The 13,748-nt window shown below is 36.9% G+C and carries 10 protein-coding genes; 1 reads left to right on the forward strand and 9 read right to left on the reverse strand.

The window, feature by feature from the left end; translation table 11 throughout:
• Positions 1–64 precede the first annotated feature (64 nt).
• The 3 genes from H4O20_RS15275 to H4O20_RS14335 all read right to left on the reverse strand — a co-directional run bounded on the left by H4O20_RS15275 (position 65) and on the right by H4O20_RS14335 (position 4,252).
• The gene (locus H4O20_RS15275; RefSeq protein ID WP_185099725.1) at positions 65–841 is read right to left on the reverse strand and encodes a DUF1206 domain-containing protein; all 777 of its coding nucleotides are present in this window, start codon (positions 839–841) and stop codon (positions 65–67) included.
• A gap of 599 nt (positions 842–1,440) precedes the next feature.
• A complete protein-coding gene (locus H4O20_RS14330) occupies positions 1,441–2,493 on the reverse strand; it encodes a T9SS type A sorting domain-containing protein (RefSeq protein WP_185099726.1) in 1,053 nt (350 codons plus the stop codon).
• A 121-nt stretch (positions 2,494–2,614) separates the two neighbouring features.
• Entirely contained in the window at positions 2,615–4,252 is a 1,638-nt protein-coding gene (locus H4O20_RS14335) for a tetratricopeptide repeat protein (RefSeq protein ID WP_185099727.1), read from the reverse strand.
• A 478-nt stretch (positions 4,253–4,730) separates the two neighbouring features.
• Between H4O20_RS14335 and H4O20_RS14340 the strand changes: the two genes are divergently transcribed.
• Complete coding sequence (locus H4O20_RS14340; protein ID WP_185099728.1) at positions 4,731–6,209, forward strand: exonuclease domain-containing protein; 1,479 nt, start codon at positions 4,731–4,733, stop codon at positions 6,207–6,209.
• Between the two features lie 89 nt (positions 6,210–6,298).
• On the opposite strand, the gene H4O20_RS14345 is transcribed toward H4O20_RS14340, so the two are convergent.
• The 6 genes from H4O20_RS14345 to H4O20_RS14370 form a co-directional block, all read right to left on the reverse strand.
• Positions 6,299–6,955 carry an HAD family phosphatase gene (locus H4O20_RS14345; RefSeq protein WP_185099729.1) on the reverse strand — a complete coding sequence of 219 codons (657 nt, stop codon included), beginning with the start codon at positions 6,953–6,955 and terminating at the stop codon, positions 6,299–6,301.
• Positions 6,956–7,045: 90 nt separating this feature from the next.
• A complete protein-coding gene (locus tag H4O20_RS14350) occupies positions 7,046–8,053 on the reverse strand; it encodes an LLM class flavin-dependent oxidoreductase (RefSeq protein ID WP_185099730.1) in 1,008 nt (335 codons plus the stop codon).
• Between the two features lie 106 nt (positions 8,054–8,159).
• Entirely contained in the window at positions 8,160–9,227 is a 1,068-nt protein-coding gene (locus tag H4O20_RS14355; RefSeq protein WP_185099731.1) for an NADH:flavin oxidoreductase/NADH oxidase, read from the reverse strand.
• A gap of 117 nt (positions 9,228–9,344) precedes the next feature.
• On the reverse strand, positions 9,345–9,671 hold the full coding sequence (locus tag H4O20_RS14360; RefSeq protein WP_185099732.1) for a hypothetical protein: 327 nt from the start codon (positions 9,669–9,671) through the stop codon (positions 9,345–9,347).
• Positions 9,672–9,678: 7 nt separating this feature from the next.
• On the reverse strand, positions 9,679–12,462 hold the full coding sequence (locus H4O20_RS14365; RefSeq protein ID WP_185099733.1) for an aconitate hydratase: 2,784 nt from the start codon (positions 12,460–12,462) through the stop codon (positions 9,679–9,681).
• A gap of 171 nt (positions 12,463–12,633) precedes the next feature.
• Positions 12,634–13,677: a T9SS type A sorting domain-containing protein gene (locus tag H4O20_RS14370; protein ID WP_185099734.1), complete on the reverse strand. Its 1,044-nt coding sequence runs from the start codon at positions 13,675–13,677 to the stop codon at positions 12,634–12,636.
• Positions 13,678–13,748: the final 71 nt, after the last annotated feature.

The raw sequence follows: 13,748 nt of genomic DNA on the forward strand, positions 1-13,748 counted from the left end.
CTAATTTTAATTTTATCAAAATGATAGTCTTGCATTTTAGCTGCTAACAGAATACTGCACTAACCTACTTCTCCTCAAAACTCCTATATCGTGTAAGAAACACATAAAACGCACCATAGGAAATAAAACCTACAGCAGTAATTGCCATTAACACTTTTCCAAAGCTGGATTGGTTTAAAAATTCAAAAGCTTCCTGTATTCCTTTAATATTATTGTTCCCAGTATAGAACCCAGCGTGTAAAAAGAAATAAGCAATAATTCCCACTACAAAAGCGCGTGAGTAAAAACCAAACATCCCCAGCCTTCTAATAACTTCTGAATATTTCTTGCCTTCAAGATTAAATTGGTCTAACATTCCTCCCTTAAAAACGCTTATAATTAAAACAACAGTTTGTATCGCTAGGATAATTCCAATTCCAACAAAAACAATAGCAAGCGTAGTAGGCTCCAAAAAATCGAGATAGGTACTTTTTACTATTTCATTATCCGTAGGAGTAGCCAAGTGATAGAATGCCAAAACTGCTATAAAAACGTAAACCAAACCTGTGATAAACAAACCCATTCGTTGTAATAAGGCATTTCGGGTAACGCCTTTCTTTTCAGGATCTTTTATACTTTGTACAAACATCCAAAACGAATAACAAAACAAACCAACACCTAAAAACAACAAGAGAATTTGCCCGAAAGGTTGCTTTTTTAAAAACGTGAGTGCCTGATTGGTTCCAGAACTCTCCCCTCCCATATTTAATGCCGCCAATAAAGAAAGTATCCCTATAACCAAGTAGATTATTCCCTTGGAAATAAAGCCAATAATAGCAAGGGTTTTAAAAGAGTTTTTCACAATTCATTTATGGTTTGTCAATTGAGCATTTAAAGGTACGAATTGTTGTACGATGGATTGAGTTTTTAATTAGTGTTAAAACTTGTGGTAAATAGTGGTGCTATAAACTTATTGCTAGGTTATTAGGTGGTAAATGGTATAATGTAGAGGGTTAGTTATAGACAACATATTCTAGATTCATACTGTTGGTAGTATTGTAGGGAGGAAGACCTGAGGATGTTTGGTCTATATCATGCATTCTTAACGATTCACATTTAAATTAATAAAACTTCTCATTAGATTATAACAAATATATGGTACAGCTATAAGCGCATTTTTTGTTTTTTACGTTGAACCATAGTTTATTTTTTGTATTCTCTATTTTTTTCTAACTACATCATTCGAATTTGATGGAGTTTCAATTTTCTTAATTTCGATAGCATTATCATATGAGCCGAAATAGTTGAAAAAAATCCTACTTTACAAGTATTTATTTTGGAAGATAATAATTCTGTTCCTTTTCAATTTTTCAAAAAAAAAATTAAAAAGCCACCTTTCGATAAAAAAAATGCCTGTAGAAAATATATCTATAGGCATTTCTTCAATTTAAAACCCGAAAATTAACGGAGTAGTTTGAAGGTCTTACTTCCATCAGGGGTTTGCACTTTACATAAATAAATTCCCCGCTCCCAGTTTTGGGCTGCAATGACAATTTGGGAAATATTGCTTTTTTCTGAAACCAATTGTTTTCCAGAAAGGTCAAAAATGGTATACGACAACGGCGTTTGAAGATTGTTGTGCAATACAAATTGAGAGTCGACCGCTAAGGTGTTTTTAAAATAGATACCATTGAGTTCTACGTCTGGCATCGATAAAACAGTGAAAAAGTATGGCATCGATTCGATGATACAAGTTTCCTGTTCATTAAATGTTACTGCTACTGTATAATCACCTGTTTCAACTGGGGTATAAGTAAAAGTATTTGCTCCCGTAATTTCTGTGCCATTTAAGAACCAGGAATACGCATCGCCATTTTCGGTAGTAAACAAGCTATTTCCCGATTCGGTAATTAAAACCTCTTCGCCGCTTACGGTAAAAGTAACTGGCACTCCACTAGACAACCATTGGTCTGGACATTGTGAATATGAAACCTCTAATAGGTATGAACCCGCTTCAGAGACTTCATAAAAATCTTGAGTTCCTTCTTGAACAATCACGCCATCTTTGTACCATCTATAATTCTGGGGGCCAGAAAAAGCACTGGTAATAATGGAGGTTTCGCCATAACATAGGTCTCTGTCTCCATCGTGTTGTATTGCTGGAGTATTAAAAATCCAGGTATCGAACATTATATTGTTTGAATCCTCAGTACATCCATCGTCAGTCATAGTAACATAAACATATGCAAAGCCAAGATCTCCAGCAGTTATGGTGAGAGTGTTATTTGTTTCCCCTTGAAAATCGTTTGGATTCCCATTGGTAGAAAATTTGTATTTCCATTGATAACTATCGTACCCTGAAGGAGCGGTAAAAACGATTATCTGATCTGAACATTGCATTTGATTGCCCCCACTCAAATCGGGATTAGAGGTAATAGTGGTATCAAAGGTGCATTGGGAATACAGAATGTTTCCGATAAACATGAACACTGTAAGAAGGAGTAATTTTTTCATAATTTAAAATTTAAATTTTAGACATTTAATGAAATTCAATATTCCAAGAATTATTGATAAACTAATTACAAAAGCTTTATAAAAAGCGTGACGGATTTCGGAAAAAGTGTGACACAATACGCTAAAGTGTTGTAATATAGCTATATAAGACACTGCTATCTTCGAGCCCCATTTTATTGCTAATACGTTCTTTTCGCTTACGAGCCGCTTCAACGGTTATGTTAAAAAGCGATGCTATTTCCTTGGTGCTAAGCTCCATATATAAATAGCTAAGGAATCGAATGTCATTGGCGGTTAATTCGGAATGATTATTTCGAAGTTTTGTAAGCAACCCGTGATTTACTTCTTCAAAATGTGTAAGGAAACTTTCCCATTCCGAATCCTTTTTCAGTAATTTTTTAAGTTCTTTTATTTTGGTAGACAAAAAGGCATTTCGAGAAATTTCAGTCCGATCTGTAAAGCTATTGATTACTTCTTTTATCAATTCATTACGTCCTGATATTTGAAGGGCTTTGGCTGCCAACTTTCTGTTTCTTTTTTCTATCTCATTTTTAAGACGCTCCTGTTCTAACAGAGCTATTGCTTCTTTTGCATGTAATTGTTTTTCTAATAAAAGAATATCACTTTCTTTTTTTTGGAGTTCTAATTTTATAAATTCTTTGTTTTGTTGGTTTAATTTTTTGCGTTGCTTATTTTTAATATAGCTATTATAAAGTGCCCAAGCTGTAAGACATATAAGTATAATTGAAATACCCAAAAGGCTATAAAGGGTGATTCGCTCTTGCCTTTGTGATTCCTTACTTTGCTGAAGTTCTCTTCTATAATTGGCTACTTCAAATTTTACCCTATTGGCTTCAAACACCCTACCATTTTTTAATTTATGTAGGGAGTCTGTGAGAGCAATAACTGAATCCTTTGCCTTTAATGCCTCATTATAGGAACCACCTTTTGAGTATATCCTTGCTAATTTCTGAAATATATCGATACGATTTTTAAGATTAAGAGCAGCATTTAAGGCATCCTTAGCGTATGAAATAGCGTTTGCGGTATCTCCCTCATCTCTCGCTATATTAGAAAGCAACATTAATAAAGAAATTCGTTCTTCATTGAAAGAAATATTTTCTAACTCTGGCAGGATTTTTAGTGCTAATAATCTAGCTTTTTGCAGTTCACCACGCTTATACCAATTCTCTGCTAATGCTATCTCTACCTGAACTGATAAAGCGGGTATATCTTTAACAATTTTTCCTGCTTCGGCGAGATAGCGGGCTGCTTTTTCAATGTTACCCCGCTGATTTTCAACTATTCCAAGATTTATTGCATACAATCCCGTTTTAATTTTTTCATTATTTTCTTTTGCAAGTATATAAGCTTTGGAAAAATTTTCTTCTGCTTTAAGTAAATCGCCTTCCTCAATGTAGAGGAGAGCAATATTGTTTAATACAGTCATCTCTTCGTTGCCATCGAGATGTTTAAGCGCTATGGTGTATGCCTCCAAATAATTATCTAATGCCTCTCCATAATCTAACATAGAATAATAATTGGCTCCAATATTGTTGATGGCCAAAAATTGTTGTCTATACCATTGATTTTCTTCGGCAACAGAGCGTACTTTTGTTAAAATTTCCAAGGATAAGGAATAATTTTTATTACTTCTTGCATCTATCCCTTGCCTTAAAAGACTGTCTAGTTGGGTTACATTTTGTGCAAATAAAAAAGGACTTATAAGAAATATAAAAAGTTTAAAAAGGGTCCTCATATATAAACGAGATTGTGGGGTTATGTTAAATGTCAAAAGGTTAATATGGTATGGCAATTTATCAAAAAGCTTCAGGAACGATCAAAATAGATGCTTCATTGGAATATAAACAAGAGTGTAAATTTATTTTTGACTGGTTAAAAATATAGAAAATTGATGCTTAAAACTTGAAGGAAGTTAAGTTATTTATGGATTATATATCACTTTTAAAAAATCTTCCCTTCCGTTAAGTTTAGGTAACAGGTAAACACGCAAAACACACCTTAAGAAATAAAGCCGCTGGCAGTAATTGCTATTAACACATTCCAAAGCTGGATTGGTTTACAAATTCAAAAGTTTCTTGTATTCCTTTAATATTATTGCTCCCTAAAGCATTTAAACATTTTAAAATAAACTGAATTGGATTATTTCCATTTTACAGGAATAATTCCAAATATTAAAAATACTTTTCCTACATTTGTTTTTCAAGTAATTAAAAATGCAATCACAACTTTTTGCAATTATAGATGTTGAAACTACCGGAGGCGGTATTGCAGGGAATAGGATTACCGAAATTTGCATCGCACTTTTAAAAGATGGCGAGGTGATAGACAAGTTCACATCGCTTGTAAATCCGGAGCGTGAAATCCCGTTGCATATCACGGCCCTTACAGGTATAGACAACGAAATGGTAGCCGATGCTCCACGCTTTTTTGAAATCGCAGAAACTGTCGAAGAATTCACTAAAGATGCCATTTTTGTAGCTCATAATGTTAGTTTCGACTACAATGTTATTCGAGGCGAGTTTAGAAGAATAGGACAACATTACAACCGAAAGAAACTCTGTACCGTTAGACTGTCTCGCAAATTGATTCCTGGCCATCTTTCGTATAGTTTAGGCAGACTTTGTAACACCATAAACATTCCACACCTCAACCGACACCGAGCGGAAGGCGATGTGGATGCAACGGTTATTCTTTTTCAGCGATTGCTTTCCTTAGATGAAAATTGGGAAACCATCAATACATTTCTAAATCCGCGTTCTAAACAAGCTACACTCCCACCCCATATTGCCAATGAACAGATTAACGAACTCCCAGAATCCCCTGGGATTTACCTTTTCAAAAACCAAAAACATCAGGTGATTTATGCGGGGAAAGCGAAGAATATCAAAAAGCGAGTGCTCTCACATTTCTACGATAAAAAAACCAAGGAATACCAACTCGGGCAAGAAACACATTTTATAGATTTTGAAATTACAGGCAACGAGCTATTAGCGCTTTTAGTGGAGTCGGAACATATCCGAAAGCATTACCCAAAGTTTAACCGCGCCCAAAAGTGGCCTACAACTACCTATCAAATTATTAGCTATACCAATCAACGCGGGATAATTCAGCTTGCGCTAAGCAAGACCAATGCATTGCACGATTCGGTTGGCACTTTCTACAATAAAACAGAGGCTCTTGAAAAGCTAGAGGAAATTTGTGAGACTTATAAACTCTGTCCGCGATTTTGTACGCTGCAAAGCAATGTTGAAATATGCAGTCACTACCGAATAAAAAACTGTGAAGGAATTTGTGAGGACACTGAAACTATAGAAGATTACAACGCCAAAGTACAAGCGGCTCTACAAGATTTATACGAAAACAAACCCAGTTTTGCCATTCAAGGAAAAGGTAGAACGGAAGACGAAATAGCTTTTGCCTTAGTTGTTGAAGGTCAGTATCGAGGTTTTGGATATTTTGATAGAAGCGATGCTATTTGCAATGTTGAAGATTACGAACCTTTCTTAAAACTTCAACAAGCTACTTATCACACCCACGCCATTATAAGAAGTCATCTTAAAAAGCACGGAGAAAAAAATGTAGTGTACTTTGATGAATCTCCTCAACTCGCAAATTACAGAGTGGAAACCTTGCGAAACAAAAGAGTTAAATCTACTGTAGAAGATGTTTTTAGCCATTGGGATTTGGCTTAACTAGTCTTAGACCTGACAGGTTTCTAAAACCTGTCAGGTCTTTGGAAACGTGTCAGAACTTTAAAAACCTGTCAGGTCTTTAGAATCGGCTAGGATAAATCCGTTAATTTCTCGTACAGAATCTCATCAAAACTAGTAATCACCTTATCTGCTTTGGTGTAGTCTTGGTTTACGGAATGTGGGCTTTTAAAACCTACACAGTAAATATTTGCTGCTTTCGCAGCTTTAATTCCGTTAGTAGAATCTTCAATTACCATACAATTTTCAGCAGGTTGTCCAGCAAGCTCTGCGGCTTTAATAAATATTTCAGGATGTGGCTTTGAAGCTTTTAAATCGGCGCCACTAATTTTTGCTTTAAAATATTTATTTAAATCAAATCGGTCGAAAATACGATTGATATTAGGCATAGAAGCCGACGAAGCCAAAACCAATGTTAGATCGTTTTCGTAATAGTTTTTTATCAAGTCGTAAACCCCATCTAGAAGATCGAGGCTAGTATCATTTTCAAAAAGGTATTTAAAATGCTTTCTTTTAGTTGCCACCAAGTGTTCTGGAGCAACTGTAAGACTAAAATGTTCACACAAAGTTCTACAAATTGGCAAAGTGGCCTGTCCTGTAAACGAATCGTAAAGTTCTTCATTTACATCTATTTTTACCTCTTCAAACATTTTGAAGTAAGCTTTACGGTGTAAAGGTTCGGTGTCTACAATAACACCATCCATATCAAAAAGAACAGCTTTCAGCATTTTTAAAAATTTTTGACGAAGGTACAGAAAACAAAGTTTTTTAAAAACTTCCTTTTAAAAGTAGATGTCAATCCGTTTAGGGTTTAGGCACTATTGCTTTAATTCCGACAGTAATTCAAACGATTTTAATCTCGCTTCTTGATCGTGAATATGGGCTACGACAATAATTTCGTCAATTCTTGTTTCTGCTATAAAATTGAGAAGTTTTTTCCGAACTGTTTCCTTGCTCCCAATAAAAGTGAATTCCATCATTTTAGTAATATGCGCTTTTTCCATCGGACTCCACACTTCATCCATATCTTTTATAGGCGGTGGCAGTGGGGCGCGGGTATTTCTGATAATATTCAGCATAAACAACTTCATACTCGAAGATAAATATTCGGCTTCCTCATCGGTATCGGCAACTACCACATTAATTCCAGCCATAGTATAAGGCTTTTCCAATTGTTTTGAGGCTTCAAAGTTACCGTGATACAATCTTAAGGCATCGTGCAAATGCGTTGGCGCAAAGTGACTCGCAAAGGCATACGGCAATCCTAATGCTCCTGCTAATTGCGCACTATAGGTACTTGAACCTAAAAGGTAAAGTGGCACCTCCAATCCCTCTCCAGGAATGGCTCTAACTAAACTGTTTTGATTGCTTGCAGAAAAAAATTGTCGTAACTCCTGCACATCATTCGGGAAATCGTTTACAGATTCGGTACGCTCCCGCCTTAGCGCTCTCGTCGTAAGCTGATCGGTGCCTGGCGCACGTCCTAAACCTAAGTCAATTCTATCTGGATAAAGCGTAGCAAGCGTTCCAAACTGCTCTGCTACAATTAAGGGAGCGTGATTTGGCAACATAACGCCACCAGACCCCACGCGAATAGATTTAGTGTTTTCGGCAACATAGCCAATTAGTAATGGCGTAGCAGAACTCACTAAACTTTCTGCATTGTGATGCTCCGAAATCCAAAAGCGTTTAAAACCTAGCTCCTCAACTTTTTGAGCTAAAGCCAGACTACTTTCCATAGCCGTTTTATGACTACTTCCCTGTATTACAGGAACAAGGTCTAAAACTGAAAATGGTATATTTATTTTATGTTCTTCTTTAGTCATAATATGTTTAGTAGCTATTAATTGTTTTGTATTACTTTAAAATGAATCACAGCGACCATCTAAATAAGCGATTAGGTTTTCGATTGCCACAAGATCAACTCTGTAACTATAATTTAGCTCGTTGGTATTGTATTGGCCATTCGATATCTGCGTTTAACTCCTTGGCGGCACGTAATGCAAAATGTGGATCTCTTAAACTTTCTCTTCCGTAGAAAATTAAATCGGCTTTCCCTTCTTTTAAAATTGCTTCCGATTGCTCAGCAGTGGTAATTTGACCTACTGCACCGGTTAAAATGTTTGCTTCTTTTTTAATCTGTTCGGCAAATTTAACTTGATACCCAGGCTCACTCGGAATTACTGCTTTAGGCACATTCCCTCCAGTAGATGTATCGATAAGATCTACCCCTCGTTTTTTTAATTCTACAGCAAGTTTTACCGAATCTTCAATCGTCCATCCTCCTTTTGTCCAGTCGGTAGCTGAAATACGAACAAAAAGTGGTTTTTCCTCTGGCCATTCTGCTCTAACTAATTCGGTAACTTCAAGAAGTAAGCGAATTCTATTTTCGAAACTTCCACCGTATTCATCGGTGCGATTATTTGCTAAAGGCGAATAGAATTGGTGAAATAAGTATCCGTGTGCCGCGTGAATTTCCACCACGTCATACCCTGCTTTTTGTGCGCGACGCGTAGCGGCTACATAATCTTGTTTTACTTTTTCAATGCCGTTGGCATCTAACGCTAGCGGCGCTGGCTCCCCTTCTCTAAATGGCAATGCTGAAGAAGAGTACGTTTGCCAACCGTTTTTATCGTCTGGTGATATTTTTCTAGCTCCCTCTTGTGGAAGTTGATGACTTGCTTTTCTACCCGCGTGAGCCAATTGAATCCCTATCAACGCCTTTTGTGCGTGAACAAAATTTACTATTTCTTTCGGCTTTAGAATGTGTTCATCGCTCCAGATTCCCATATCTCCGTAGGATATTCTTCCTTCAGGGGAAACGGCCGTAGCTTCTTGAATAATTAAAGCCGTACCTCCCAAGGCGCGGCTTCCTAAGTGAACTAAATGAAAATCGTTTGCAAAACCGTCAACACAACTATACATACACATAGGTGAAATTACGGTTCGATTTTTAAGCGTTGTATTTTTTATTTTTAGAGGAGAAAAAAGTATGCTCATTTATATTTTTATCATTTATAAAATAGACTTGAATAGCATTCTCAGATTAAATTCATAGCCTGAAAATCATTTAGCCTTTTCAAATTTGTTTGTTGTTTACAGGGGTAGTTTTAAAACTTATAAAAACTTTAAAAACCCATAGAACTTTCGTTTTTTCAAGTAACCAAAATCACTTTGATAGTAATAAGCTTCTCTTTCAAATGAAATATTTCTATAAGCTTGATTTCTATTTGGGTATTGAATACAGCGAATTAAAAACTCAAGGCTGTACCAGATATAGAATAGTACAATCAATAGCTCCACTTGTTGGCGTAAATGAATACGTTCGTGATTTAATAACACAGCATCATTCTTTAATTCCTGATGCTTTAAAATCACAAAGGGCCAAATAGTAATTCCGTTAAAATTTTTACGGAGAAGCTTTGATTGTACTATTAATATCAACTTATGGTTACTGTTTTAAAAACTGACGCAAAACATATTGTAAGATTCCCTCATTTTGGTAGTATGCAACTTCAATTGGAGAATCTAGTCTTGCTATGGCTTTGAATTCAATTTCCTTGCCATCCTCTGTTTTGGCAGATACCGTTACTTTCTTTAATGGCGACAAGTCGTTTTCGATTCCTGAAATACTAAACACTTCATTCCCCGTTAGCCCGTGTGATGCAGCCGATTCACCTTTAACATACTCTAGCGGAAGTACTCCCATCATGATTAAGTTACTTCGGTGTATACGTTCGTAGCTCTCTGCCAAAACGGCCTTTACACCCAGTAAAATTGTCCCTTTGGCGGCCCAGTCGCGAGAAGAACCACTACCGTATTCTTTTCCAGTAAGCACAATAAGCGGAGTTTTATCGGCTATATATTTCTGCGCGGCATCATAAACAGACATTTGCTCTCCTGTAGGAAGATAAGTTGTATAGCCTCCTTCTCTATCGGCCAATTGGTTTTTTATACGCACGTTTGCAAAAGTACCGCGTACCATCACTTCATCATTTCCACGTCTAGAACCATAACTATTGAAGTTTTTCTTTTCAACCCCACGAGAAATTAAATACTGTCCTGCAGCTGAGTCTTCCGAAAAAGCTCCAGCAGGTGAAATATGGTCGGTGGTAATACTATCTCCTAGCATCAGCAAAGCTCTTGCTCCTTCAATATTTTTGAGCGGTTGAGGATCGTCTGAAAGATTGTGGAAAAATGGCACTTCCTTAATGTAAGTAGAATCATCTTCCCATTGGTAAAGTTTATCTTTTGGAACTTCTAGGTTTCTCCAGATTTCATTTCCTTCAAAAATTTCGTCGTAATTCTTTTTAAAGTCTTTTGGCGTTAACACCTTGCTCATTACTGCATGTATCTCATCGTCTGTTGGCCAAATATCTTTTAGGTATATCTTTTTACCGTTTCTATCGCAGCTAAGCGGTTCAGTTGTAAGGTCTATATCTACCCTTCCAGCAATGGCAAAAGCTACCACCAGCATTGGCGACATTAGGAAATTCATTTTCACCTGTGAGTGAATACGCGCCTCGAAGTTTCGGTTTCCGGAAAGTACTGAGGTTACAATTAAATCGTTTTCTTCCACCGCTCTTGAAATTTCTGGTGGCAACGGTCCTGAGTTTCCGATACAAGAAGTACATCCGTAACCTACTAAATGAAACTGAAGCGCTTCAAGGTCTTTTAGCAAATCGGCTTTTTCCAAATAATCGGTTACTACTTTTGAACCTGGCGCTAGGGAGGTTTTAACCCAAGGTTTTACGTCTATCCCAAGTTCTCTTGCTTTTTTTGCAACTAATCCCGCCCCTATCATTACAAACGGATTGGAAGTATTGGTACAAGACGTTATAGCCGCAATGGCTACTGCCCCGTCTGAAAGCATATACTTTTCATTTCCATGAGAAATCCAAACCGTTTTTAAACCATTTTTCATTTCGGCCTTCTCTATCTCTACATCTGGTGCAGGGTCGTGAGGTTGTTTTGTTGGTTGACTTCCTCCTTCTTCTTTCCAACGGGTAATCGCCTCTTCCCGTTCAGACGGTTCAATGTACGTTCTGCCAAAAGAAGCGTGTTCTAGCTCGATAAACTTTTCTTTTAAATCTTTAAGAAGAATTTTATCCTGAGGACGCTTAGGACCCGCTACTGTAGGTTGAATGGTTGAAATATCTAGCTCTACAACATCGGTATATTCTATTTTGTCTTCATCTTGACGCCAAAGCATATTTCCTTTGCAATACTCTTCCACTAACTTTATCTGCTCTTCGCTTCGGTTGCTATCTCGCATATATTCCAAAGTCTTGTCATCTATTGGGAAGTATGTAATAGTACATCCAAATTCTGGCGACATATTTCCGATAGTCGCTCTATCTGGCACAGAAAGATTATCAAGTCCAGGTCCGAAAACCTCAACAAATTTTCCTACTACTCCATATTTTCGAAGTAGGTTAGCAATGGTAAGCACCAAATCTGTGGCAGTAGAACCTAATGGAAGTTTTCCTGTAAGTTTTAAACCGATAACTTCTGGACTAATAAAATAAATTGGTTGTCCTAAGATAGCTGCTTCGGCTTCAATTCCTCCCACACCCCAAGCTACTACTCCAATTCCATTTACCATTGGCGTATGGCTATCGGTTCCTACTAAGGTATCTGGAAAAACCATTCCGTCGCGAGCGATTGCGCCTTTAGAGAAATATTCTAAGTTTACTTGGTGACAGATTCCCATCCCTGGAGGCACCACGCTAAAATTATCGAAAGATTGCTGCGCCCATTTTAAAAATGTATAGCGCTCCTTATTTCGCTTATACTCTTCTTCTATATTTTTATCATAAGCGTATTGTGCTGCAAAATAATCTACCTGCACACTGTGGTCTATCACTAAATCTACCGGGATAAGCGGATTAATTTTCGAGGCATCTCCACCTTTTCGGGCCATTTCGGCACGTAATGAAGCTATATCCACTACCGCTGGGACTCCTGTAAAATCTTGCATCAAAACACGAGCGGGTTTAAAGGCTACATCCTTTTCACTCTGTTCTGGCGTCCAATTTAGTACTGTTTTTAGATGATCTTTAGTTACAGAAAAATCGTCGTAATTCCGCAATGCATTCTCTAGAAGAATTCGTATTGAGAATGGGAGTTTACTTATATTATGTCCTTGTTTTTCAAGCTCGGGAAGGCTGTAGTAAGAAAGTTTGCCTTTTGAAGTATCGAGCGATTTTTTAATGTTGTAAATATCTTGTTTCATGGTGAGTAGTGTTTAACTACTAAAGTTAACCATAATTAACTATCCCTACACACATAGACTTTTGTTTAACAATGTGTTAACAAATTGAAAATAATTTACCCTTAAAAATAAAAAAAGCCCCTGAGAGACATTACCTCGGAAGCTTCTTTATATCACGTTCATAAACCTAAACTATTCCTTTATAATCTTTTTGGTAATAGTGCCATTTTTAGTTTCTAACTGAAGGAAGTAAACACCTTTAAATAGGTTTTCTACATTCATTTCTCCATTGGTAAAAACTGCACCGGTATCTTTGCCGAGTAGGTCAAAAAGTCTAACGCTATTAAATGCAACTTCAGTAGGATTCTCAATGTTTATAATGTTAGTTGTCGGATTTGGGTATACAGTTACTGATGTCAAATTATTTTCATTTACCCCAAGAGATTCGCCTTTAATAGCAAACAGGCTATATTGTCTAGAGCCACCAAACCCAAGTTCTGTAAGTTCACCATTTGCAAGATTTACTGTATAGAATTTATTCCAAATTACCCCATCACTATTCAGCAAAACGGCATACATAACATTGGTGGCAGGGTCAACAGAAAAACCATTTCGCACTGGATATGTGCCACTCGGAAGCATATTACCCACAACGCTCCCCACGCCTGTATTGATATCTACAATGTACAAATTTCCCGTATTGGCATCGGCAACATACACCTTCCCGTTGTTGTCGATTTCCATAGCAACTCCATTTAAAATCCCAGTGCCAGTACCTATTGGCGTTAGTACACCGGTGGTAATATTAACTTCATAAAATTGCGTTCCAGAGTTATTGTTAGGATCCGCACTCAATGCGTAAAAAGTATCGTTTGTAGGATTATAAGATAACTGATTTAAAAATTGTCCACCAACATTGCCTGATACGGTAATAGTATTATTTATAGCTCCCGTAGTTATATCTACAGTTCCCAATACATAGTCTGGATCTTGGTATACAAATGTATATAGTTCTCCAGCATCGTTGAAATCGCCTCCCAACATTGTAGGAGCACTACCCGTAATTACTGTACCTAACGGATAATAAGGTCCCGCGAGTGGAATAGTACCAAACTGGCCCGGATTGGTAAAATTTTCCATTACATAAACATCTGTTGCAGCCCCAAGTAAATTTTGTGACTTGACGGAAGTTGCAATAAATGTGAATAAAAGAGTAAAAAGAAGAATTTTTTTCATGACATATAGTTTTAAGGATTATAACTATATATCGGACGAGTATTAAAAAGTCATCATTTTTTGGGGAAGAA

It is taken from the genome of Aequorivita sp. 609 (assembly GCF_014212065.1).
GTDB classification, from domain to species: domain Bacteria; phylum Bacteroidota; class Bacteroidia; order Flavobacteriales; family Flavobacteriaceae; genus Aequorivita; species Aequorivita sinensis.

Coding starts and splice junctions, on each gene's coding strand:
- H4O20_RS14330 (WP_185099726.1), bottom strand. CDS start 2,493: ATGAAAAAATTACTCCTTCTTACAGTGTTCATGTTTATCGGAAACATT.
- H4O20_RS14335 (WP_185099727.1), bottom strand. CDS start 4,252: ATGAGGACCCTTTTTAAACTTTTTATATTTCTTATAAGTCCTTTTTTA.
- H4O20_RS14340 (WP_185099728.1), top strand. CDS start 4,731: ATGCAATCACAACTTTTTGCAATTATAGATGTTGAAACTACCGGAGGC.
- H4O20_RS14345 (WP_185099729.1), bottom strand. CDS start 6,955: ATGCTGAAAGCTGTTCTTTTTGATATGGATGGTGTTATTGTAGACACC.
- H4O20_RS14350 (WP_185099730.1), bottom strand. CDS start 8,053: ATGACTAAAGAAGAACATAAAATAAATATACCATTTTCAGTTTTAGAC.
- H4O20_RS14355 (WP_185099731.1), bottom strand. CDS start 9,227: ATGAGCATACTTTTTTCTCCTCTAAAAATAAAAAATACAACGCTTAAA.
- H4O20_RS14365 (WP_185099733.1), bottom strand. CDS start 12,462: ATGAAACAAGATATTTACAACATTAAAAAATCGCTCGATACTTCAAAA.
- H4O20_RS14370 (WP_185099734.1), bottom strand. CDS start 13,677: ATGAAAAAAATTCTTCTTTTTACTCTTTTATTCACATTTATTGCAACT.